Origin of the sequence: Cryobacterium roopkundense (assembly GCF_014200405.1) — a bacterium.
GTDB classification, from domain to species: Bacteria; Actinomycetota; Actinomycetes; order Actinomycetales; family Microbacteriaceae; genus Cryobacterium; species Cryobacterium roopkundense.
This window is the reverse complement of sequence record NZ_JACHBQ010000001.1, coordinates 1,499,916-1,522,479: the sequence shown is the minus strand read 5'-3', so window position 1 is coordinate 1,522,479 and position 22,564 is coordinate 1,499,916. Positions and strand designations below refer to the sequence as shown.

Genomic DNA, 22,564 nt, shown 5'->3' with positions numbered 1-22,564 from the left:
AGTGATCAGTCGGTGGTCGACGGCGAAGCGGATGTCGGCGCGTGCTCGTCGCTCTCGTGTTCCCGCCGTAGCTGCGTAATGGCTGCCTCGAAGTCTTCGAGGGAGCTGAACCCCTGGTAGACGCTGGCAAACCGCAGGTAGGCCACTTCGTCCAGGTCGCGCAGCGGCGGCAGGATGGCCAGGCCGATGTCGTTCGCGTCAATCTGCGACGCGCCGGTCTGCCGGATGGTTTCTTCAACCTTCTGGGCGAGCATGGCGAGGTCGGAGTCGGTGACGGGACGCCCCTGGCACGCCTTTCGCACGCCCGTGACGATCTTCTCCCTGCTGAACGGCTCCACGACACCACTCCGCTTGATGATGTTCAGGCTCGCCGTTTCCGTGGTGCTAAAACGACGTCCGCATTCGGGGCACTGGCGTCGACGGCGGATGGAGAGTCCGTCGTCACTGGTGCGCGAGTCGATGACTCGGGAGTCTGGGTGGCGGCAGAACGGGCAGAACATAGTGTTGCCAGCCTAGCGCGCCGAGCACGGCCTGCCCGCCGCCCCGCACTCTAGTTCGACGTCTTCCCTGCGGTGTGATCGTCCACAAAGCGCGCGGTGACGGCATCACCGTGGGCGGGCAGTGCCTCAGCCTTCGAGAAGGCTGCGATGTTCGCCGCGACGGCCTGCAGCGCCTCGCGGCTGTAGCTCACGATCTGCTGCGGCCGCAGGAACGTGTACGCACCCAGCGCCGACGAGAATCGGGACTGGCCTCCGGTCGGCAGCACATGGTTCGACCCTGCGGAGTAGTCTCCGAGGCTCACCGGCGAGTGTGGTCCCAGAAAGATGGCGCCGGCATTCTCGATGGTCGCGAGCACAGCTTCGGGGTCGCTGGTCTGGATCTCGAGGTGCTCGGGGCCGAAGGCGTTGCTGAAGGCCGCCGCGACTGCGAGGTCATCCACGAGCACGATAGCGGACTGACGGCCGCTGAGAGCGGCGGTGACCCGCTCGGTGTGGGTCGTCGTTGCGGCAAGCGTCACGAGCCGCGCCGCGACGGCATCGGCAAGACCGACTGAATCGGTCACGAGAACGGCGGCGGCAAGCTCGTCATGCTCCGCCTGGCTCACGAGGTCCGCCGCCACGAGCAGCGGGTCGGCTCCGGCATCCGCAATGACGAGAATGTCTGTGGGACCGGCCTCCGAGTCGATCCCTGCCTGCCCGCGCACGAGGCGTTTCGCCGCGGCGACGTAGACGTTTCCCGGTCCGGTGACGATCTGCACGGGGTCGAGGCCGAGGCCCGGGACGCCGTAGGCGAACGCTCCTACAGCGCCCGCCCCACCCATTGCGTAGACCTCATTCACGCCGAGCAACGCGGCGACAGCAAGGATCGTGGGGTGGACGCGCCCGTCGAAGCGGCTTTGCGGTGGAGACGCGAGGGCAATCGAGGACACCCCGGCTATCTGCGCCGGCACCACGTTCATGACGACGCTCGACGGATAGACGGCCTTCCCCGCCGGCACATAGAGACCGACCCGGTTGACCGGCTGCCAGCGCTGCCGGATTGTGGCGCCCGCGGTGATCGTCGTCGTGACAGCGGGCGGCACCTGAGCGGCGCTCGCGAGGCGCACCCGACGGATCGTCTCTTCGACGGCAGCGCGCACGGCCGGGTCGAGCCCGGCGAGGGCCTCGACGAGGTGTTCCGCCGGAACTCGCACGTGCTGCGGTCGCACGTGGTCGAGGCGTTCGGCCTGGTCCAGCAGTGCAACCTCTCCCCTCGCCCGAACATCCGCTATCAGTTCGGCGGCGATGTCGCTCGCCGAGGTGACTGTCGTGAGGGCACGGGGCACGGCGGCCAGAAGCGCCGCCGGGGTGGTCGGGGTTCCGCGGAGGTCAATAGTCTGAATCATCGACTCCAGCATATCCGTCCGGATTTGCAACCAGGAATAGTGTGGGGCACGAACAGATTGTTGGTTAGGTATGAATGACACCACTGCATCCCGGAATTCCGTCCCGTCCACACCTCCCCCCCTCGAGGCCGACCCGAACGCCCCGCTCGACCTCGCGGCCTTCAAACACGCCTTCCGGCGTCACGCCGCCGGTGTGGCTGCCATTTCAACGCTCGCCGAGGACGGCTCCCCGGTGGGCTTCACGGCCACAAGTCTGGCCTCGTTGTCGGCGGTCCCCCCGCTCGCCACCTTCAACATGGCGCGCTCGGCGAGCACGTGGCCGGCCATTGTGCACAGTGACCGGGTCATCATCCATATGCTCGGGGCTCGCAACCGAGCCGTCGCGGAGAAGCTCGCCGGCCCGCACGCCGAGCGCTTCATCGGCGATCACTGGCATGTCGGCCCACACGGGCTGCCCGTGCTCAACGACGTCACGTCGTGGATGGTAGGGCGGATCGTGGAGCGAATCGCGGTGCACAACAATGCTGTCGTCGTGGTTCAGATCGAGGGCGGAGGCATCGGCGAAGACGATGATGCGCTGCTGTACCATGAGCGTGCCTATCGAGTTCCCGGGGCCACGCTGCGGGCCGCTGACTAGCCCTCTGCCGCGCGTTCCGCCTGCCGGCGGCGCTGCCGCTCTGCCTCGACTCTGGCGGCCTGCGCCGGGGTGGGAGCGGTGCCTCCGAGATGTGCCGGCTGCCACCACTGCCCGTTCCCCTCGACCGGATAGTCCGCCTGCAGGCCGTCCACGAGGTGCTGGAGCGAGTCATGCAGCCGGCCAGTGTCCGCGGAGGCATCGTCGGTGACCGACACTGTGAAGGGCGCGCCGACGGCGAAACGCACTGGAACGCCGACAGCGTCACGCAGCGACGGCTTGCGGTTCTTCGTGAGCAGCCGATGCCCGCCCCAGACTGCGATGGGAATGATCGGAACGCCGGCTTCTGCGGCCATTCGAACCGTGCCCGTCTTGAGCTCCCGCACGGTGAAAGAGGCATTCACACCGCCCTCCGGAAACACCCCGAGGATCTCGCCGGCACGGAGGGCGTGAACTGCCTCCGCGTAGGCGGCGGCGCCACTGGTCATGTCCACCGAAATGTGTCGCATGCCGCGCAAGAGCGCACCGATGAGCGGCTGGCGAGAAGCTCCCTTCTTGGCCAGGAAGCGAATGTGCCGCCGATTGTGGTGCCACATGCGCCATTCGACAAGGGCGAAGTCGAGGTAACCGAAGTGCGTGATCGCCAGCACGGCCCCACCGGTGGCAGGCAGGTTGTCGACACCCTCGACGCTCGGCTTCAGCCGTAACGCACCGAAGAGGGTTCGCCCCACGGCGATCGCGATGCCGTAGATCGGCTCGAACGTTGTCATGACGCCAGAATACCGGCGCAGACTGGAGAGAACCCTGAAGCGACCTAGGTCAGGCAGTTCGGGCCGAGGATGCTCTTGAGTTCCCCAAACAGGTCGGCGCTCACGGTGACCCGGTGGGGCAGCTCGAAGACCCGGGCGGTGTCACCCTTCACGAGCTTGAGGCGCACCTCGGCATCACCGGCGTGACGGGTCAGGATCTCACCCAGCAGTTGCACCGTGTCGGTGGTCGCGCGCGCCTCGGTGACCGTGATCGAGACCGTACTCTGGTCTGAGGCCTGACCCAACTCGGGCTGGAAGACGCTGAAGGCGTGCAGGTTCATGCCGTCATCGCGCATGCTGACCCGGCCACGCACGACCACGACCGAGTCGTTGATCAGCTCGGGGGCGAACTCCACATAGGCCTTGCCCATGAACATGGCGGTGATCTCTCCGCCGAAATCCTCGACCTGGATCATGCCGTACTGATTGCCGGACTTCTTCGCGGTGCGGTGCTGCACGCTCGTGATCAAACCGGCGACTGTCACCGTGTCTCCGTCCTCCGTGGTCTCTGAGGCGATGAGATCGGCGATGGACGTGCTCGCGTGCTTGGCGAGGGGAATCTCCAGTCCCGCGAGCGGGTGGTCTGAGACGTAGAGTCCGAGCATGTCGCGTTCGAAGGCGAGTTTTTCCTTCTTGCTCCACTCCGGGCGCTCCGGGACCTGGTCGGTGTCCTGCGGCTCATCGAAGAGACTGTCAAAGTCGAAGCCGATGTTTCCGTGCACTTCTTCGCGTTTGATCTTGACCGCGGATTCCACCGCGGACTCGTGGATTTCGACCATTCCCCGTCGGGTGGCACCGAGCGAGTCGAAGGCCCCCGCCTTGACCAGGGACTCCACAGTGCGCTTGTTGGCCACCTGAAGCGGCACCTTGCGGAGAAAATCGTGGAACGACTCGAAGCGGCCTTTGGCCTCCCGAGTCGCGCGGATCGCGTCAACGACGTTGAAGCCCACGTTGCGAACGGCACCGAGTCCGAAGCGGATGTCGGTGCCCACCGCAGCGAAGAAGCCAATGGATTCGTTGACATCGGGCGCGAGCACCTTGATGCCCATGCGGCGGCACTCGTTGAGGTACAGGGCGAGCTTGTCCCGCGAATCACCCACGCTTGTGAGCAGGGCCGCCATATACTCCGCCGGGTACTTCGCCTTCAGGTACGCGGTCCAGTACGACAGCACGCCGTAGGCGGCCGAGTGCGCCTTGTTGAAGGCGTAGTCGGAGAAGGGAAGCAGGATGTTCCACACCGTGGTGACGGCGTCCATGGAATAGCCGTTCGCCTTCATGCCGCCCGAGAAACCCTCGAACTGCTTGTCGAGTTCGGATTTCTTCTTCTTGCCCATCGCGCGCCGCAGCAGGTCGGCCTCACCGAGGGAGAAACCAGCGAGCTTCTGGGCGATCGACATCACCTGTTCCTGGTAGACGATCAGGCCGTAGGTGTTTCCGATCACGTCGGAGAGCGCCTCCTCAAGCTCCTTGTGGATCGGAATGATCTCCTGCTGCCCAGTCTTGCGGAGCGCGTAGTTCGTGTGCGAGTTGGCGCCCATGGGACCGGGTCGGTATAGGGCGATGACGGCGGAGATGTCTTCGAAGTTGTCGGGTTTCATGAGCCTCAGCAGCGAACGCATCGGCCCGCCGTCGAGCTGGAAGACCCCGAGAGTGTCACCGCGCGCGAGCAGTTCGTAGGCGGCAGGGTCTTCGAGGCCGAGGTCTTCAAGAACCGGCCGGTGGCCACGGTTCACCTCGATGTTGTCGAGCGTGTCGTCGATGATGGTGAGGTTCCGCAGCCCCAGGAAGTCCATTTTGATCAGGCCGAGGGCCTCGGAGGCTGGATAGTCGAACTGCGTGACGACCTGGCCATCCGCTTCCCGCTTCATGATGGGGATGATGTCGATGAGCGGGTCGGACGACATGATGACACCGGCCGCGTGCACGCCCCACTGGCGTTTGAGGTTCTCCAGCCCGAGAGCCGTGTCGAAAACCGTCCGGGCTTCCGGGTCGGATTCGATGACCGCACGGAAGTCGGCGGCCTCCCGATACCGGGGGTGGTCCTTGTCGAACATGCCGGTGAGCGGCACGTCCTTACCCATGATTGCCGGCGGCATGGCCTTGGTGAGCTTGTCCCCCATACCGAAGGGGAAGCCCAGAACCCGACTTGCGTCCTTCAGAGCCTGCTTGGCCTTGATCGTGCCGTACGTCACGATCTGGGCGACGCGCTCCTCGCCGTATTTCTCGGTCACGTACTTGATGACCTCGCCGCGGCGGCGCTCGTCGAAGTCCACGTCGAAGTCGGGCATGGAGACGCGGTCGGGATTCAGGAACCGTTCGAAGATCAGACCGTGCACCAGCGGGTCGAGGTCGGTGATCCCCATCGCGTAGGCCACCATGGAGCCGGCACCCGACCCGCGACCGGGTCCCACTCGAATGCCCTGCTGCTTGGACCACATGATGAAGTCGGCGACCACCAGGAAATACCCCGGGAACCCCATTTGGATGATGATGCCGATTTCGTAATCCGCGCGCTTGCGAACGTCGGCGGGAATGCCATTCGGGTAGCGCGTGGCCAACCCGATCTCGTTCTCCTTGACGAACCAGCTTTCCTCGTTCTCCCCGTCCGGGCAGGGGAAGCGGGGCATGTAGTTGGCCTTGGTGTTGAACTCCACCTGGCAGCGCTCGGCTATGAGCAGGGTGTTGTCGCACGACTCCGGGTGGTCCCGGAACATATGCCGCATCTGCGCGGCTGTCTTGAGATAGAACTCATTGGAATCGAACTTGAACCGGTTGGGATCGTCGAGCGTCGAGGCCGACTGCACGCACAACAGGGCGGCGTGGGCCGTAGCGTCGTGGGCGTGCGTGTAGTGCAGGTCGTTCGTGGCCAGGAGCGGCAGGTCAAGCTCCTTCGCGAGCTTGAGCAGGTCTGTCATGGTGCGGCGCTCGATGTCGATGCCGTGGTCCATGATCTCGCAGAAGAAATTCTCCTTGCCGAAGATGTCCTGGAAATCACCGGCGGCCTTCTTGGCCTCCTCGTACTGGCCGAGTCGAAGGCGTGTCTGCACCTCGCCACCAACACACCCTGTGGTGCCGATCAGGCCGGTTGAAAACTGGCTGAGCAATTCTCGGTCCATGCGGGGTTTGAAGTAGTAGCCCTCGAGCGAGGCCTTCGACGAGAGGCGAAAGAGGTTGTGCATGCCTTCGGTGGTCTCCGACAGCAGCGTCATGTGCGTGTAAGAGCCGCTTCCTCCGACGTCGTCACGGTTCTGCGCACCGGTTCCCCACCGCACACGCGTCTTGTCACGACGGTCGGTGCCCGGAGTGATATACGCCTCGGTGCCGATGATCGGCTTGATGCCGGCATCCGTCGCCGTGCGCCAGAAATCGAAGGCCCCGAAGACGTTGCCGTGGTCAGTGATGGCCACCGCCGGCATTTTCTGTTCGACAGCGGCAGCAATGAGCGGTTTGACTCGCGCGGCACCGTCGAGCATCGAATACTCGCTGTGCACGTGGAGGTGTACGAACGAATCCGTCGAGGTCGAAGAAGTAGTGCTCACTGTGCTCACTCTGTTGGTTGAATCACTGCCGGGTTGAATCGTGCTGGTTGCGGCCGGACCGTGCCGGTGTCAGTCACCGCGCAACACGGACAGGCCGTGCGCGAGGTCGGGGGCATAGGGGGCGTTGAAGGTGACCCATTCGTGCGAATCGGGATGAGTGAAGGCGAGCTGCTTCGCGTGCAGCCACTGACGCGTGAGCCCGAGGCGGGTCGTGATGCTGGGGTCGGCGCCGTACATCGCGTCTCCGACGCACGGATGCCGTTGAGCCGCCATGTGCACCCGAATCTGGTGCGTGCGTCCGGTCTCCAAGTGAATCTCGAGGAGCGAGGCAGACGGGAAGGCCTCGAGCGTTTCGTAATGGGTGACGGCGTGCTTGCCGTCTGACATCACCGCAAATTTCCAAGCGGAACTCGGATGACGACCGATGGGTGCCTCGATTGTGCCGGCGAGGGGGTCCGGATGGCCCTGTACGACGCTGTGGTAGATCTTCTCGACTTCGCGGTCGTGGAAGGCCCGCTTGAGGGCCGTGTAGGCCGTTTCGGATTTGGCCACGACCATCAGCCCGCTCGTGCCGACATCCAGACGGTGAACGATGCCCGCGCGCTCTGCTGCGCCGGAGGTCGCAATGCGGTAGCCGGCCGCGGCGAGGGCCCCAGGCACCGTGGGACCCGTCCAGCCGACGCTGGGGTGCGCCGCCACTCCCGCGGGTTTGTTGATCACAACGATGCTTTCATCGTCGTGCACGATGGTGAGGTCCGGCACGGCGATGGGGACGATTCGAACCGGGTCCTTGGTCTGCCAGGTCACTTCGATCCAGCTGCCGGCGTGCAAACGGTCCGACTTACCCGCGACCGATCCGTCCAGAAGCACCCCGTCCGCCTCGCAGATCTCCGCGGCGAAACTCCGTGAAAAACCGAACAGCTTGGCGAGGCCGGCGTCCACCCGCACCCCCTCGAGTCCATCGGGGAGGGGCAGGGAACGAGACTGGGAAGTCATGGGGTATTACCGGTTTCGGGCTTGGCCTCGTGAGGCTGTGAAGCGTCGGCCTGTGAAGCGTCGGACTGGGGTGCAGTGGACTTGGGTGTTTCGACCACACGCTGGCCGTCCAGGCCGATGCCCCGGATGGTGAGGATCATGAAGATCACCATGCTGATCACGATGGCCATGTCGGCCACGTTGTAGATGGCCGGGATCATCCACGGGGTGGAGATGAAGTCAACCACGTGTCCCTCGCCGAAGCTCGGTTCACGCAACAGACGATCGGTGAGATTGCCCAGCACGCCGCCGAGCAGCAGGCCGAAGACCAGGCCCCAGGTCCGCGAGCGGATGCGACGAGCAAACCAGACTATGAAGACCACCACTGCAGCGGCGATGATGGAGAAAATCCACGTGGAACCGCTGGCCAGGGAAAAAGCCGCGCCCGGGTTCCGAACGAAGTGCCAGTGCAGCACCCCGCCCAGAACCCGGACGACTTCGCCCTCGGCCATGTTAGCGACCACGAAGAATTTACTGATCTGATCGAGCGCGTATATTCCGACCGCAACCAGCGCGAGAAGAACGAGCGCTCGAGACCCCTGCTTCGATGGAGCTTTAGGCGCCAAAGCCCTGGAAACTGGACTTCGAGTCACTGTTCACGCCGGCACCGACGGACGACGTGGCGTCGAGGTCGTGAAGCTGGCCTTCGATGTAGCTCTTGAGCTTGAGACGGTACTCGCGCTCGAAGGTGCGAAGACCCTCGATCTTAGTCTCAAGGACCGAGCGCTCCTGGTCGAGGACCTTCATCTGGGCGCGCTGCTTGGCTTCGGCCTCTGCAACGACGCGAGCCGCTGTGGCGTGGCCTTCGGCGATGAGGGCGTCGCGCTTCTCGGCGCCTTCCTTGACGTGCTCCTCGTGCAGGCGGCGGGCCAGCTGCAGGAGATTCGTGGTTCCGGCCGTCTCGTCGATGGGCTCGGGAACAACGGCGACCACCGGAGCGACCTTGGCCGGCTCGGGAACGACGACGGGCTCCGGCTCGGCGACGGCCGCGGGCGCACTGACGGCTTCGGCGATGACGCCGCCACCCTCGGTAATGCGGGCGCGAAGCTCCTCATTTTCCTGCGTGAGACGGCGCAGCTCAACAACAACCTCGTCGAGGAAGTCGTCTACCTCGTCTTGGTCATATCCCTCGCGGAACTTTGTCGACTGGAACCTCTTATTGACTACATCTTCCGGAGTTAGCGCCATGGCTTTCCACCCTTAGAACTTGATACTTATGCGAACAGTTGGTTTGTGTGCAGCCCACGCTAGCAAGCTGACATGACACCACGCCAGAGCGTGTGTGACACCGATCAAGGATACATGCTTGGGTTCCCGGACCGGTGTGTGCCGCGATGCGATCTGGACGTTAGAGCAGTTGCGCGAGGGACATTCCCACGATGCAGCAGAGCATGGTGAGCGTGAAACCGAAATCAAAGGCGATCGGTCCCACACGCAGAGCGGGGACGAGGCGGCGAAAGAACCGCACGGGCGGGTCCGTCAGCGTGTAAACAAGCTCCACGAGCACGAGCGTGAAGCCCTGCGGCCGCCACGAACGGTTGACGCCGCGAACGAGATCGACGATGAATCGGCCCCACAGCACAAAGAAATACAGGAGGAAAACAAAGTACAGAAGGTTTCCGAGAAGGGCCACGCGAGGTACTAGGCCTGCGCGAAGAAGGACGCCTCTTCGGCGGAATCCTCAGTGGCATTGTCCCCGGACACAACAACGTGTGACGGCGAGAGCAGAAACACCTTCGCGGTTACCCGTTCAATCTTTCCGTACAGGCCCTGTGACAGTCCGCTCGCAAAGTCGATCAGGCGTCGCGCATCGGCGTCGCTCATCTGGGAAAGGTTGATGATGACGGGGATGCCTTCGCGGAAGGACTCGGCGATGACCTGCGCGTCGCGATACTGGCGCGGGTGGACGGTGAGAATTTCATTCATTTCGGACGCAGCCACATTCTGGGGGGTCGACGTTTTGCGCAAGGGAGTAACGGGAGCGCGGCCGGCGTTGCTCTGCGCGCCACCCTGCCCGGAATTACCATGCGCTGAGGAGGAGTGGCCGGCGCGGTCTGCGGCGGCATGGCCGGCACTTTTCCCGGCCGCGGCGGGGACAGCAGCGACGGGAGCCGCGGCGGGCGCCTCGTACTCAAGCTCTTCGTCTGCCAGACCCAGATAGACCATGGTTTTCTTGAGCGGGTTGGACATGTCGACCTCCGTGTTGGTTTGCGTCTCTGTCGAGATTAACTGTGTTCCGGGCGTTTGCCGGTGATTGCCGTGCCAATTCTTAGGTGTGTCGCTCCTTCGAGGACGGCTGCCACGTAGTCCTGGCTCATCCCCATGGACAATGCGGTCGCCTCCGGGGCGAGCTTTCGCATGCCGACGCTCAACTCACGCACACGGGCGAAGGCCCTGCGCGGCTCGGAGGTCGGCTCCCCAGCGTTGAGTGGCGCCACGGCCATGAGACCGAGCAGGCGCAGCCCCGGTGCGGACTGCACCGTGTCAACGAGCGGCAGCAGCTCCCCCGGGGCGACGCCCCCTCGCGCTGGATCGTCTGTGAGGTTCACCTGGATAAAACAGTCCACTGCCGCGTCGTCGGACGCGAGGGCCGCCACGAGCGCCGGACGATCCACGGAATGGATAACGCTCGCGTAGGTCCGCACCTGCCGGGCCTTCTTGCTCTGGATCTGACCGACAAAATGCCAGGTGAGGCCGAGGCGGGCGAGTTCCACCGCTTTGGCCTGAGCTTCCTGATGCCGGTTCTCACCGACATCCCGCACCCCGAGGGTGAACAATTCCTCGATCAGGCTGACGGGATGGAACTTCGTCACCACGATCGTTGTAATGTCCTCGATTGGCCGCGCGGCCAACCTCGCGGCGTCGCCGATACCGACGCGGACTGATTCGAGGCGTTCGGCCAGCCCCGTCACTCCCGCCTCTCCCCGGTCACTTGAGGAAATCGGGGATGTCCAGGTCATCGGACTCTTCTTCAAAGGCCGGGTCGACCGCAGCCGTCCCACCGGTGGCGGAGTCTGCTCCCGACCAGACTGAACTGGACGATACTGCGGCCACGTCACCCTCGGAGAAAGAACCCGAGTTGTAGGCGCCGGAGTCGGTGGACGAGGCACCGGCGCCAGAAGCACCGGCGCCAGTAGCACCCGCGGTCCCGACCCCGGCCGCAACGCCGGCGGCGACGAGGTCAGCCCGGCGCACCTCAACGGCCTTCGCTCCGGGTTCACCACCATCGAATCCGGCGGCAATGACCGTAACCCGAACCTCGTCACCCAGAGTGTCGTCGATGACGGCACCGAAGATGATGTTGGCTTCCGGGTGCACGGCTTCCTGGACGAGGCGGGCAGCATCGTTGATCTCGAAGATTCCCAGGTTGGATCCGCCCTGGATGGACAGTAGCACGCCGTGGGCGCCGTCGATACTCGCCTCCAGCAGCGGTGACGCGACGGCAAGCTCTGCCGCCTTGATGGCCCGGTCTGCACCACGGGCAGAACCGATGCCCATGAGCGCGGAACCGGCACCCTGCATGACTGACTTGACGTCAGCGAAGTCAAGGTTGATCAGTCCGGGGGTGGTGATGAGGTCGGTGATGCCCTGCACGCCGGCCAGGAGCACCTGGTCTGCGGTTGCGAACGCCTCGAGCATGCTGATACCGCGGTCGCTGATTTCCAGCAGGCGGTCGTTGGGCACGACGATGAGAGTGTCGACCTCGTTCTTGAGCGAGGCGACACCGGTCTCGGCCTGCGCCTGACGGCGCTTGCCCTCGAATCCGAAAGGCTTCGTGACCACACCGATCGTGAGAGCGCCGATGGACTTGGCGATGCGGGCGACGACGGGGGCGCCACCGGTTCCGGTTCCGCCGCCCTCTCCGGCCGTGACGAAGACCATGTCGGCCCCGGCGAGGGCTTCTTCGATCTCCTCGGCGTGATCCTCGGCCGCGCGACGCCCGACCTCGGGGTCAGCGCCGGCGCCAAGGCCGCGCGTGAGATCGCGACCGACGTCGAGTTTCACGTCGGCGTCACTCATCAGAAGCGCCTGGGCATCGGTATTGATCGCGATGAACTCGACTCCGCGGAGACCGAGTTCGATCATGCGGTTGACGGCGTTCACGCCGCCACCGCCGATGCCGACGACCTTGATGACCGCTAGATAATTCTGGTTGTTTGACACGTCCGGCCTCCGGTGGAACCCTAAACCTTTACTGGAAGTTTAAAGTTATGCTGAGTATGCAATTGCTGATTTCGAAGTTATGCGTGACCGAGCGCCCTCTGGGGAGGCGCGCCCGCGTGTCGCGAAGTGTGCTGAGATTTTTTCCGGTGTCACCGCAGCACGGCGCTGTTGGGCGACGTTACATCGTATTCGTTGACACTCCCGACGGGGTGGCCCACCATGAGGGCAGCCAAAACGACAGCCTTGAATTCCGACTGTTCCGCGCTGCCCCAGGCCACTCGTACTCCCCCGGTGAGATTAAGGGTCACATCGTCCTTGGTTGCCGCCTGAACTGAATCCAGCGCGGAACGGATGCTCGCTGGCAACGCGTGAATGACCTCCCCAGCGGCGAGGAAACCGGCACTGCCCACACCATCGGGCGCTTCGATCTGCGGGTAGCCCTCCGGACGCTCTTCGGTGGTGTCGATCACGACGCCGGCGGCATCGACGAGGTCGAACCCGGAATCCGACGCGATGACCCCGATCGGTTCGCGTTCCACAATGCGCACAACGAGCGTGCCGGGCGGCCTGCTCTCCGTGACGAAACTTTGGATCAGCATGAACCCGGACAGCTCGGACTTGACTCTGGCAAAGTCGATGAGCGGCAGTGGCGTGCCGATTTGGTCGCTGAGCGCGTCCACGACCTGCCCGGACGAAACGCGGTCGGTTCCCACGACGTCAATCGTGCGGAGCGCCATCAGCGGCGAGTACGCCGCACCGATGACACCGGAAAGTACCAACAGGATTGATCCGACCGTCACCAGCCACGCGGTGCGCCGTCGGCGCGAACGCCAGGTGAAACGACGCACCTCGGCTCTTTCAAATCGCTTGCGTGCCCGCCGGGCGGCACGCAGCACGGCGTGAGCCACGGCAGTGGCCGGCTGGCCTGACGCCTTCGCCGACTCGCGGGCGCGAATTCCAGACACCGGTGCGAGCGGCATCGACTCGGAGCCTCCCCGGTGTACCGGTATCGGCTCGGTGTGAGCATCCGCAGGGGCCGGACGTGGCCCGGACGTCGGTGCGGTGGAGGTTCCGGCGGAGCGTTTCTTCCCTCCGTCGGGTTTGGCCGGAGGGGACGGACGATCGAAAGACCCTGGTCGTCTCATGCGAGGAGGCGGCTCATTCGCGCGCCACGCGGAGCGCTTCGAGAAGCTGGGGAACGATGCGGTACACGTCGCCGCAGCCAAGCGTCACGACGAAGTCTCCAGCCTGGGCAATCGAGGCGAGGTAATCCGCGGCGTCCTGCCAGTCAGGGATGAAGGCCACCCGCGAGGGGTCGACGAAACGGTCCGCCACGAGAGCGCCCGTCACTCCGGGTTCCGGGTCTTCACGCGCGCCGTACACATCGAGCACGATGGTCTGCTCGGCGTGGCTTTCGAGCGTTTCTGCAAATTCCTGGGCGAAGAGCTTGGTCCGGCTGTACAGGTGAGGCTGATGCACGGCGATGATTCGACCGTTCCCCACGACAGTGCGCGCGGCGGAGAGCGCGGCAGCGACCTCCGTCGGGTGATGCGCATAGTCGTCGTAGACGCTGACGCCCCCCACGGTCCCGTGCAGCTCGAAGCGGCGTTCCGTGCCACCGAATTGCGAGATGGCGGCGAGCGACGCGGCCGGCTCGAGTCCGAGACCCACCAGAACGGCGAATGCGCCGGCGGCGTTGATGGCGTTATGCCTGCCTGGAATACGCAGTGTGGTCGAATAGTCCTTCCCCTGCCAGCTGACCGCGAACGATACCGGTCCGTCGGTGGCCATCGAGTGCACCCGCACGTCCGCGTCGGCACCCTCGCCGAAGGTGATCACCCGCTGATCCGTGAGGCTCTCCGTCACACGAACAGCACCTGGGTCGTCTGACGAAATGACTACGAGTTCCGTGGAGTTGCAAGAGAACTCCACGAACGCGGCTTCAAAGGCTTCCAACGACCCGTAGTGATCGAGGTGATCGGGGTCCACGTTGGTAACGAGTGCGATGTTCGTGTTGTAGAGCAGAAATGACCCATCGGATTCGTCGGCTTCGACAACGAAAAGATCCTCGGTTCCGCCGGCCGAGCTCACTCCGAGCGATTCGATCACTCCCCCGTTGACGAAGCTCGGGTCGTGTCCCAGCCCGAGCAGGCCCGTAACGATCATGCCCGTCGACGTGGTTTTGCCGTGAGCACCGGCAACGGCGACGAGTCGCTGGTGCTGAATCAGCCAGGCCAGAGCCTGCGCACGGTGGAGGACGGGGATGCCACGCTCGGTGGCCAGCACGTACTCTGGGTTGTCCTGCCACAGTGCGCCCGTGACGACGAGAGTGTCCGCGTCGCCCACATTCGCCGCGTCGTGCCCGATCTGGATGTGTGCACCCAGTGCCCGAAGCGCGAGAACGTTGTCCGACTCCCGAACATCGGAGCCCGTCACGGTGTGGCCCTGCCCGAGGAACAGCCGGGCAATGCCGCTCATCCCGGAGCCACCGATACCGACGAAGTGCACCGCGCCCAGATCGTCGCCGATGGTCAGTGTGAGGTCGGGTTTGATCACGGTTGTGTACGCTCTTCTCGGCTTGGGGCGAAACAGGTGCGGGTGGGGTTCAGCCCCAGCAACGTTACGCGCTGGGGGTGGCATGTGAGCTAGCGGGCCCGGTCGATGAGTTCGAGCATTCGTGCTGATCCGTCTCGCACACCGACCGAAGCCGCCGCCCTGCCCATGGTACCGAGGCGCAGGCCGTCGCCCAACAGGGGGACGAGCTCCTCGGCGATCCAGTTCGGCAGAAAGAGTGCATCCTCTACGAGGATGGCGCCGCCTGCTCGAACCGCATCGGCCGCATTGAACCGCTGCTCCCCGTTCCCCACTGGATACGGTACGTAGACGGCCGGAATACCCAGGGCGCACAACTCGCTGACTGTCGCGGCCCCTGCCCGAGAAACGGCGCAATCAGCGACGGCCAGGGCGAGGTCCATTCGATCGCAATAGGCGATCATGCGGTAGTGCTCCAGGCCCGGATCCTGCACTTCGCCCCGTTCGCCGGTGATGTGAAGAACCTGCCATCCCGCGGCGACTAGTAGCGGCCCCGACTGCACAAGAGTGGAATTCAACCGCCGAGCACCAAGCGACCCCCCGGTCACGAGCAGGGTCTTTCGTCCGGGCTCCAGTCCGAACAAAGCTTCGGCCTCGCTCCGGACGGCCGCTCGATCGAGGTTTTCAATTTCGGGACGGAGCGGCATCCCCACGAATTGAGCGTGCCGAATGGGAGTATCGGCGAAGGCCACTCCGACGTGCTCGGTGAAGCGGGCACCGAGCCTGTTGGCCAGCCCCGGTTTCGCGTTCGCTTCATGGATCGCTATCGGCACGCGCAGGCGCCTCGCTGCAAGATAGGCGGGCGTGGAGACGAATCCGCCAAATCCCACGACGACATCGACCTGGCGTTCGCGGATGAGTTCCGCAACGCCGGCCACTGCGCGGTGGAAGCGACCCGGAAAGCCCAGTGCCTGGCGGTTGGGACGACGCGGAAACGGCACCCGGGGAACGAAGACCAGTTCATAGCCGCGGGCAGGCACGAGTCGCGCCTCAAGGCCTTCCTCAGTGCCGAGCGCGATGACAACCGCTTCGGGTTCCCGCGCTCGCAGAGCATCGGCCACCGCGAGCAGCGGATTGACGTGACCGGCGGTTCCGCCGCCAGCCAGAAGATACGTGGTCATCGTTGAGTGCTCCCTGAGTGCTGTCCCCGTGCAAAAGACAACACGATCCCAATCGCCACGAGCGTGGTCAGCAGAGCTGTGCCTCCCGCGGAGATCAGCGGCAGCGGAACCCCGAGCACGGGGAAGACGCCGAGCACCACCCCGATGTTGACGAAGGCCTGCCCGATGATCCACACCATGACAGCGGATGTCGTGATGCGCGCCATCACGGATGTGCTCGAACGCATGATGCGCAGAAAAGCGAAGGCGAGCAGAATGAACATTCCCAGCACAACCACGGCACCGATCAGCCCCAGTTCCTCGCCGACGATGGCGAAGATGTAGTCGTTGTCCGCGGCCGGCAGCCACGACCATTTGGCCTTCGAGTTGCCAAGACCGACACCAAAGATTCCACCGTTAGCCAGGGCCCACGTGCCGTGCAGCGGCTGCCAACAACTGGCGGAGATGGCGCCGTTGAGCTGGTCACAGCCCTCGTTGACGAAGCTCATGATGCGCGTCAGGCGGTTGCTGCTCGTGAGGGCAAGCACCAGCGCACCGCCGATCCCCGCTACCACTGGAATGATGAGCAGGCGGAACTTCACGCCGGCGAAGAACAGGGCACCGAACAGGATCCCGGCCATGATCATGACCGTTCCGAGGTCCCCACCGATCATGACGAGCAGCACGGCACCGCCGCCCACGCCAAAGACGGGGATGAAGACGTGGCGCCAGTCGTCGAGGTGGTCTCGCTTCTGCTCCAGAATCATGCCGAGCCAGATGACGAGGGCCATCTTGATTCCTTCGGAGGGCTGAAATTGAATGCCACCGATAGACAGCCAGTTCGTGTTGCCCGCGATCTCGTATCCCATCGGGGTGAAAACCACGAGGCATTGCAGAAAAGACGTGACGAGCAGCGCGGGCCAGGCCATCCGTTTCCAGAACGTGATGGGCATGCGGCTGGCCACGAGCATGAGCGGCACACCTATGAGCGCAAAGCCTCCCTGTCGCAGAAGTCCGCCGAAGAATCCAGCATCGGCCAGGTACGAATCGACCGAGGAGGACGACAAGACCATGACCAGACCGAAGGCAACGAGGAACAGGGTCGTGCCGAGGAGGAGGAAATAGTTGCCGGACTCTGCCGTGAACACTCGTCCGAGGGTGATCCGGGCCGACGCGCCAGTGAGGGGCGTCGCAGGGTGCGCTGCGGCCCCCGGCGTGGGGCGGTTCCGGGTACGGGGAGAGTTCGTCATAGCGTTACCTCCCGAGAAATGTGTGGACCGCCTGGTTGAATGCCGTGCCGCGTGCCGCGTAATTGTCGAACTGGTCCATCGAGGCGGCGGCCGGTGCGAGCAACACGACGTCGCCCGGCTTCGCGACGGTGGCGGCCATCCTGACAGCACTCGGCATCACATCTTCAGTGTCATCCGAATCGATCTCAAAAACGCGCACCAGCGGCGCGTGTCGCGCAAATGCTTCCCGCAGCGGAGTCCTGTCGACACCGATAATGACCGCCCCGGACAGGCGCGCCGCGTGCTTGCGCACCAGGTCGTTCACGTCCACGCCCTTGAGCAGTCCGCCCACAATCCACACGACCGAATCGAAGGCGGCGAGAGAAGCGTCCGCTGCGTGCGGGTTGGTGGCCTTGGAATCATCGATCCACTGAATGTTGTTCTGAAGGGCGACCACCTCGATGCGGTGCGCATCGAGGTGGAAGGTCAGTAGCGCGTCGCGAATCGTGCCAGGCTCCACCCCGAACGAACGGGCGAGGGCGCTGGCGGCCAACACGTCGGCGATGACGTGGGGCGCGGCGAGGCCGGCTCCGGCGAGCTCGGTCACCGTGGTCAGCTCGAGCGCACGGTCGAAGCGGTCGTCGAGGAACGCGCGATCACACAGGATTCCCTCGACGATGCCCAGCTCACTGGGACCGGGAACTCCGAGACCGAATCCGATCGCGCGCGCCCCCTCCTGCACCTCGGCGTTTTCGACCATGTGCAGCGTCGCGGCATCCGCTTTGTTGTAGATGCAGGCAACTCCGGTGTTCGCATAAACGGTCGACTTCGCCTCCCGATAGGCGGCTGCAGAGCCGTGCCAATCGAGGTGGTCGTCGGCGACATTGAGGCAGAGGCTCGACCACGGTGCGAGTGCGCCGGGTCCCGAGCGCGGCAGGTGGTGCAACTGGTAGCTGGAGAGCTCGACAACCAGAACGTCCCAGCCGCGCGGGTCTCGGATGGCGTCGAGCACGGGCACCCCGATATTGCCGCACGGCGCGACGCGATGCCCCGCGGCCGCCAACATCGTGGCCGCCAGCTGAACCGTCGTGGTCTTGCCGTTGGTGCCCGTGACGAGCAGCCACTCGGCGGGAATGCCGACCTTGTCCCTCAGACGCCAGGCGAGTTCGATGTCACCCCAGACGGCGATGCCCCGCGCCGCAGCCCACTGCAGCAGCACGTGGTCGGGGTGGAATCCCGGGGAAACGATCAGCAGTTCGGGACGGTGCGCCGATAGCTCGTCGGGAACGTCGGTGAGGTCGGACTGCACGAGCGCGACCCCGAGCACATTGAGCAGTTGGGTTCGCTCGTCGGGCGCGGCGGACGCGACGACGAGAACATCCGCCCCCAGCTCAGCGAGGGTATCCGCTGCGGCGAAACCAGTGACGCCCAGGCCCAGCACAGCCACTCGAAGAGCCGACCAGTCGGACTGCCAGCTCGTAAGGTGCTCGAGGCGGTTCTCGAGGTCGCTCACGGCGTCGGCACCGCGGAGAGCCATTCAAGGTAGAAGGTTCCGACTCCGGCCGCAACCAGCAGTCCGCCGATGATCCAGAATCGCACGACGACGGTGACTTCGGCCCAGCCCTTGAGCTCGAAGTGGTGGTGGATGGGGCTCATTAGGAAGATGCGCTTTCCACGGGTGATCTTGAAGTAAGCGCGCTGCACGATCACGGATCCGGACTCGATCACGAACAGGCCGCCGATGAGGACGAGCAGAAGCTCCGTGCGGCTCAGAATGGCCAGGGCGGCGAGGGCGCCGCCGATGGCGAGGGATCCGGTGTCGCCGAGGAAGATCTTCGCCGGGGATGTGTTCCACCAGAGGAATCCGATGAGCCCTCCGACTATGGCCGCCGATACCACGGCCAGGTCGAGGGGGTCACGAATCTCGTAACACCTGTACAGGTCGGTCGCGTCGGCTCCGCCATTGAAACAGGACTGGTTGAACTGCCAGAAACCAATGACGATGAAGGAACCGATCGCCAGGATGGAGGAACCGGTGGCAAGGCCATCAAGGCCGTCTGTCACATTGACGCTGTTTGAGGTGGCCGCCACGATCACGCAGATCCAGAGGATGAAAAGGATCAGCCCGGCGATGGCGCCGAGGCTCATGAAATCCAGCGGCGTGTCACGGATGAACGACACATGTGTGGACGCGGGCGTCAGCCCGTTCTTGTTCGGAAACTGCAGGGACAGCCAGGCGAAGACACTCGCCACGATGACCTGGCCGGCGATCTTCGACCAGCCGCCCAAGCCCAGGCTCCGTTGATTTCTGGTCTTGAGGAAGTCGTCAACGAACCCGACCAGCCCGAGGCCCACCATCATGAAGAGCACGAGGAGCGGTGAGGCTGTAATCGGCTCGCCCTGGGTGAGCTTTGCGGTGAAGAAGCTGATCACCACGCCGAAGATCAGGATGATGCCACCCATGGTCGCCGTGCCGCGCTTGGCATGGTGGCTTTTGGGACCGTCGTCGCGAATGAACTGGCCCCAGCCGAGTTTATGGAACAACCGGATGAAGAGGGGTGTCAGAAAAAGTGTGAAGGCGAGCGACAGTGCGCCGGCCAGCAGTAGTGCTCTCACGAGTAAAGGTCTCCCAACCGGTCGCCCAGGAAACGCAGTCCCGCGGAATTCGATGATTTCACCAGAATGGTGTCGCCGGGCCGCACTATCGTGCGTACGAGCTCGAAGGCTTCGTCCGCCGTGTCGACATAGGCAGATTCGCCGTCCCAGGATCCCTCGTTGATGGTGCTGATATGCATTCGGCGGGCACCCGCGCCGACCACCACGACCTGGGAAATATTGAGCCGTACAGCGAGAAGCCCAACGCGGTCATGTTCCTCCCCCGCCAGAGCCCCGAGTTCTGCCATCTCCCCGAGCACCGCGATGGTGCGGGTGTCCGGCTCCTGGATCTGGGCCAACGTCTTCAGCGCGGCGGTCATGGAGTCCGGACTCGCGTTGTATGCGTCGTTGATGACGGTGATCCCGTCACGGCCGCCCAGTACCTCCATCCGCCAACGCTCCGCCTTCCGCACGGACTCCAAGGCTGCCACAATCGTGTCGAGCGGAACACCGAGCACCTCCGCGGCCGCAGCCGCAGCGAGGGCATTCGTGATGTGGTGTTCGCCGAGAACGCGGAAAACCACCGGGCTGCTCTGGCCAGAGGCGAGGTGAAGGATGAAGGACGTACCGCTGCGGCCTGCTCGCACGTCGGTGGCGCGCACAACGGCGTTGCCGTATTCTCCGAACGGCACGACACGGGCGTGCGTCACAGCGCTCATTCCCGCGACACGAGGGTCATCGGCATTGAGAACCGCGACATCCGTGGGCAGAAGCTCGGTCACCATCTCGGACTTGGCCAGAACTGTCGCGTCGAGGCCGCCGAATTCGCCGGCGTGAGCCAGGCCGACTGTCAGAACGATGCCGATGTCCGGGCGCACCAGGTCGACCAACCGTGCAATGGCACCCACCCCGCTGGCGCCCATCTCCACCACGAGGTATTCGGTCTCGTGCGTGACCTCGAGCATGGTCATCGGCGCGCCGACCTGATTGTTGAAGGAACCGCGCGGCGCGACCGTCGGACCGACCCGTTCGAGGATCTCGCGCAGGAGGTTCTTCGTCGTCGTCTTGCCGTTAGACCCCGTGACGCCGACGACTTTCAAGCGTCCTGCGGAGCGCACGCGGGCGACAACGTCAGATGCCAGGGCGCCCAACGCCACGACGACGTCGGCGACCACGATCTGAGCCACCGGAAGGTCGAGGAGGCGTTCCACGATGAGGAGCTCGGCGCCGCGTTCCACCGCGGTCGGGGCGAACAGGTGCCCGTCGGTGACCTCGCCGGGTTTGGCGACGAAGATCGATCCGGGCGTGACTTCACGGGAATCGGTTTGTACGGTGCCGGAAATCATCGACCGGTCATCGACGGTGCCGGCGGCCAGATGCAGCACACCGGCCGTAGCCTCGGTGACCTGACGGAGGGAGAGGGCGATCATTTACAGCCACCCCGCGTCGCGGAGTGCCTGGCGAGAATCGTCGCGAGCAGAATAGGGAATTTTCACACCGGCAACCTCATGGTAGTTTTCGTGGCCCGGGCCAGCGTACAGGATGGCGTCACCTTCACCGGCAAGCGAGAGTGCCTTGCGAAATGCTGCCTGGGGATTCGGAACCTCGTAGAATTCCCCGGCGGGCATTGCCTCCCTGGCTGCCGAGAGCAGGGTGGCTCGGATGCTCGCGGGGTCCTCGTACCGCGGGTGGAAATCCGTGATGACCACTACATCCGCTCCTCTGGCAGCGATGGCACCCATATCAGCGCGCTTGGTGGTATCCCGGTCTCCGTCTGCCCCGAAGAGCATGATGAGACGCCCGGGCGTGAACTTTCGGATCGCCGCGAGGGTATTCAGGAAAGCGTCGGGACTGTGGCCGTAGTCAACATAGACGAGGGGGCCACGCGGGCCGGAGATCAGTTCCGCTCGGCCGGGAATGTAGGCGTCGATTCCGCCATCGCGTTCCAGAGCGTGCGCGATCAACTCAAGATCGAATCCCGATTCCACGAGCATCACGATTGCGAGCGCAGCGTTTGCCGCCATGTACCAGCCCATCAGGGGAACACGGCTTTGCAGCCGCCGACCGTCGGGACCTTCGAGCACGAACTCCGTGTACGAGGCGTTTTCCCCGACGACGGTCATCCGCCAATCGGCGGGCACGTCGGGGCGATTGCTAATCGTCGTCACGGGGATCCGGGATGCCTCGACAATCCGGCGACCCCAGTCGGAGTCGACTGTGATGATGCCACGCCGAGAACGGTCGGGGGTGAAGAGCTCGAGTTTCGCCTGGAAATAGTCATCCATTGCCGCGTAATCGTCGAGGTGGTCATGGCTGAGATTCGTGAAGGCCGCGACGTCGAAGACGAGACCGTCGACCCTGTGGCGACTCAGAGCCTGCGCCGACACCTCGATACCGACCGCGCGCACGTCCGCCTCGCGCATCCGTGCCAGAAGGGCGTGAAGCTCGCTCGCCTCAGGCGTGGTCAGGGAACTGGTCACGGCCAGGTCGCCGATGCGCCGCTCCGCAGTGGACGTGAGCCCCGATGTGACACCGAGTTGGTTGAGGATGCCGAAGAGCAGGTACACGACGCTCGTCTTGCCGTTGGTTCCCGTCACGGCGAAGAGGGTTGCCGGGTTCTCACTCGTGCGGTAGATCCAGGCGGCCACGGTTCCCAGGGCGGCACGGGCGTTTTCGGTCACGATGACCGGCAGACCGCAGCCCGCGGCAAGCAGGGCTCCAGCTTCGTCTGTGAGCACAGCCGCCGCGCCGGCCTCCGCAGCGGCGCGCGCGAAGGAGGCACCGTGGCTGTGTTGGCCCGGCACCCCGACGTACAGGTCTCCGGGCTGCACCGTGCGGGAGCTGAGGCTCACACCGGTCACGGACACGCCGGCGATGTCGCCGCTCCATGCGAGGTTGAATTCATCGACGAGTCCCGACAACGACCGTGGAACGGGGTTCTGGGGACGAAGAGCCGAGGGTGCCAGATTGGTCACGAGGCTC

Annotated in this window: 20 protein-coding genes; 1 reads left to right on the top strand and 19 read right to left on the bottom strand. The window is 64.4% G+C overall.

What is annotated here, in order from left to right:
• Positions 1 to 5: 5 nt before the first annotated feature.
• Both nrdR and hisD read right to left on the bottom strand, forming a co-directional pair.
• Complete coding sequence (nrdR, locus tag BJ997_RS07105; RefSeq protein WP_035834416.1) at positions 6 to 500, bottom strand: transcriptional regulator NrdR; 495 nt, start codon at positions 498 to 500, stop codon at positions 6 to 8.
• Positions 501 to 550: 50 nt separating this feature from the next.
• Positions 551 to 1,885 carry a histidinol dehydrogenase gene (gene hisD, locus BJ997_RS07100; RefSeq protein WP_035834538.1) on the bottom strand — a complete coding sequence of 445 codons (1,335 nt, stop codon included), beginning with the start codon at positions 1,883 to 1,885 and terminating at the stop codon, positions 551 to 553.
• 70 nt (positions 1,886 to 1,955) lie between these two features.
• On the opposite strand from hisD, the gene BJ997_RS07095 reads away from it, so the two are divergent.
• Positions 1,956 to 2,522 (top strand): flavin reductase family protein, encoded by a 567-nt coding sequence (locus tag BJ997_RS07095; RefSeq protein ID WP_035834417.1) that lies wholly within the window; start codon positions 1,956 to 1,958, stop codon positions 2,520 to 2,522.
• Here BJ997_RS07095 and BJ997_RS07090 read toward each other — a convergent pair.
• From BJ997_RS07090 to BJ997_RS07010, 17 genes are all read right to left on the bottom strand, one after another.
• Entirely contained in the window at positions 2,519 to 3,289 is a 771-nt protein-coding gene (locus BJ997_RS07090; protein ID WP_035834419.1) for a lysophospholipid acyltransferase family protein, read from the bottom strand. The genes BJ997_RS07095 and BJ997_RS07090 overlap by 4 nt on opposite strands.
• A gap of 44 nt (positions 3,290 to 3,333) precedes the next feature.
• The gene (dnaE, locus tag BJ997_RS07085) at positions 3,334 to 6,801 is read right to left on the bottom strand and encodes a DNA polymerase III subunit alpha (RefSeq protein ID WP_052541825.1); all 3,468 of its coding nucleotides are present in this window, start codon (positions 6,799 to 6,801) and stop codon (positions 3,334 to 3,336) included.
• 135 nt (positions 6,802 to 6,936) lie between these two features.
• Positions 6,937 to 7,863: an RluA family pseudouridine synthase gene (locus BJ997_RS07080; RefSeq protein ID WP_035834421.1), complete on the bottom strand. Its 927-nt coding sequence runs from the start codon at positions 7,861 to 7,863 to the stop codon at positions 6,937 to 6,939.
• Positions 7,860 to 8,495 (bottom strand): signal peptidase II, encoded by a 636-nt coding sequence (lspA, locus tag BJ997_RS07075; protein ID WP_420827177.1) that lies wholly within the window; start codon positions 8,493 to 8,495, stop codon positions 7,860 to 7,862. Before lspA ends, BJ997_RS07080 begins: the two co-directional genes overlap by 4 nt.
• Complete coding sequence (locus tag BJ997_RS07070; protein ID WP_035834423.1) at positions 8,458 to 9,090, bottom strand: DivIVA domain-containing protein; 633 nt, start codon at positions 9,088 to 9,090, stop codon at positions 8,458 to 8,460. The genes lspA and BJ997_RS07070 overlap by 38 nt, the downstream gene beginning before the upstream one ends.
• A gap of 160 nt (positions 9,091 to 9,250) precedes the next feature.
• A complete protein-coding gene (locus BJ997_RS07065; protein ID WP_035834425.1) occupies positions 9,251 to 9,535 on the bottom strand; it encodes a YggT family protein in 285 nt (94 codons plus the stop codon).
• 8 nt (positions 9,536 to 9,543) lie between these two features.
• Positions 9,544 to 10,092 (bottom strand): cell division protein SepF, encoded by a 549-nt coding sequence (locus tag BJ997_RS07060; RefSeq protein WP_035834427.1) that lies wholly within the window; start codon positions 10,090 to 10,092, stop codon positions 9,544 to 9,546.
• 35 nt (positions 10,093 to 10,127) lie between these two features.
• Positions 10,128 to 10,862, bottom strand: coding sequence for a YggS family pyridoxal phosphate-dependent enzyme (locus BJ997_RS07055; protein WP_035834429.1), 735 nt, complete (start codon positions 10,860 to 10,862; stop codon positions 10,128 to 10,130).
• Entirely contained in the window at positions 10,831 to 12,066 is a 1,236-nt protein-coding gene (gene ftsZ / locus BJ997_RS07050; RefSeq protein WP_035834431.1) for a cell division protein FtsZ, read from the bottom strand. The genes BJ997_RS07055 and ftsZ overlap by 32 nt, the downstream gene beginning before the upstream one ends.
• A gap of 149 nt (positions 12,067 to 12,215) precedes the next feature.
• Positions 12,216 to 13,046, bottom strand: a complete 831-nt coding sequence (locus BJ997_RS07045) for a cell division protein FtsQ/DivIB (RefSeq protein ID WP_035834433.1) — start codon at positions 13,044 to 13,046, stop codon at positions 12,216 to 12,218.
• Positions 13,047 to 13,224: 178 nt separating this feature from the next.
• On the bottom strand, positions 13,225 to 14,622 hold the full coding sequence (gene murC / locus BJ997_RS07040) for a UDP-N-acetylmuramate--L-alanine ligase (RefSeq protein WP_035834434.1): 1,398 nt from the start codon (positions 14,620 to 14,622) through the stop codon (positions 13,225 to 13,227).
• Positions 14,623 to 14,711: 89 nt separating this feature from the next.
• Positions 14,712 to 15,779, bottom strand: a complete 1,068-nt coding sequence (locus BJ997_RS07035) for a UDP-N-acetylglucosamine--N-acetylmuramyl-(pentapeptide) pyrophosphoryl-undecaprenol N-acetylglucosamine transferase (protein ID WP_035834436.1) — start codon at positions 15,777 to 15,779, stop codon at positions 14,712 to 14,714.
• Positions 15,776 to 17,008, bottom strand: coding sequence for a putative lipid II flippase FtsW (gene ftsW, locus BJ997_RS07030; RefSeq protein WP_035834438.1), 1,233 nt, complete (start codon positions 17,006 to 17,008; stop codon positions 15,776 to 15,778). The genes BJ997_RS07035 and ftsW overlap by 4 nt, the downstream gene beginning before the upstream one ends.
• A 4-nt stretch (positions 17,009 to 17,012) precedes the next feature.
• Positions 17,013 to 18,524, bottom strand: a complete 1,512-nt coding sequence (gene murD / locus BJ997_RS07025) for a UDP-N-acetylmuramoyl-L-alanine--D-glutamate ligase (RefSeq protein WP_052541820.1) — start codon at positions 18,522 to 18,524, stop codon at positions 17,013 to 17,015.
• Complete coding sequence (gene mraY / locus BJ997_RS07020) at positions 18,497 to 19,603, bottom strand: phospho-N-acetylmuramoyl-pentapeptide-transferase (RefSeq protein WP_035834439.1); 1,107 nt, start codon at positions 19,601 to 19,603, stop codon at positions 18,497 to 18,499. Before mraY ends, murD begins: the two co-directional genes overlap by 28 nt.
• The gene (locus BJ997_RS07015) at positions 19,600 to 21,012 is read right to left on the bottom strand and encodes a UDP-N-acetylmuramoyl-tripeptide--D-alanyl-D-alanine ligase (RefSeq protein ID WP_035834441.1); all 1,413 of its coding nucleotides are present in this window, start codon (positions 21,010 to 21,012) and stop codon (positions 19,600 to 19,602) included. The genes mraY and BJ997_RS07015 overlap by 4 nt, the downstream gene beginning before the upstream one ends.
• Complete coding sequence (locus tag BJ997_RS07010; protein ID WP_035834542.1) at positions 21,013 to 22,557, bottom strand: Mur ligase family protein; 1,545 nt, start codon at positions 22,555 to 22,557, stop codon at positions 21,013 to 21,015.
• Positions 22,558 to 22,564 lie beyond the last annotated feature (7 nt).

What these genes read in the sequence shown, in the direction of transcription:
- ftsW (WP_035834438.1), bottom strand. Translation starts at nt 17,008, where the DNA reads ATGACGAACTCTCCCCGTACCCGGAACCGCCCCACGCCGGGGGCCGCA.
- dnaE (WP_052541825.1), bottom strand. Translation starts at nt 6,801, where the DNA reads ATGCTCGACGGTGCCGCGCGAGTCAAACCGCTCATTGCTGCCGCTGTC.
- BJ997_RS07070 (WP_035834423.1), bottom strand. Translation starts at nt 9,090, where the DNA reads ATGGCGCTAACTCCGGAAGATGTAGTCAATAAGAGGTTCCAGTCGACA.
- BJ997_RS07080 (WP_035834421.1), bottom strand. Translation starts at nt 7,863, where the DNA reads ATGACTTCCCAGTCTCGTTCCCTGCCCCTCCCCGATGGACTCGAGGGG.
- BJ997_RS07015 (WP_035834441.1), bottom strand. Translation starts at nt 21,012, where the DNA reads ATGATCGCCCTCTCCCTCCGTCAGGTCACCGAGGCTACGGCCGGTGTG.
- BJ997_RS07045 (WP_035834433.1), bottom strand. Translation starts at nt 13,046, where the DNA reads ATGCCGCTCGCACCGGTGTCTGGAATTCGCGCCCGCGAGTCGGCGAAG.
- hisD (WP_035834538.1), bottom strand. Translation starts at nt 1,885, where the DNA reads ATGATTCAGACTATTGACCTCCGCGGAACCCCGACCACCCCGGCGGCG.
- BJ997_RS07055 (WP_035834429.1), bottom strand. Translation starts at nt 10,862, where the DNA reads ATGACCTGGACATCCCCGATTTCCTCAAGTGACCGGGGAGAGGCGGGA.
- murD (WP_052541820.1), bottom strand. Translation starts at nt 18,524, where the DNA reads ATGGCTCTCCGCGGTGCCGACGCCGTGAGCGACCTCGAGAACCGCCTC.
- nrdR (WP_035834416.1), bottom strand. Translation starts at nt 500, where the DNA reads ATGTTCTGCCCGTTCTGCCGCCACCCAGACTCCCGAGTCATCGACTCG.
- BJ997_RS07095 (WP_035834417.1), top strand. Translation starts at nt 1,956, where the DNA reads ATGAATGACACCACTGCATCCCGGAATTCCGTCCCGTCCACACCTCCC.
- BJ997_RS07035 (WP_035834436.1), bottom strand. Translation starts at nt 15,779, where the DNA reads ATGACCACGTATCTTCTGGCTGGCGGCGGAACCGCCGGTCACGTCAAT.
- BJ997_RS07060 (WP_035834427.1), bottom strand. Translation starts at nt 10,092, where the DNA reads ATGTCCAACCCGCTCAAGAAAACCATGGTCTATCTGGGTCTGGCAGAC.
- BJ997_RS07090 (WP_035834419.1), bottom strand. Translation starts at nt 3,289, where the DNA reads ATGACAACGTTCGAGCCGATCTACGGCATCGCGATCGCCGTGGGGCGA.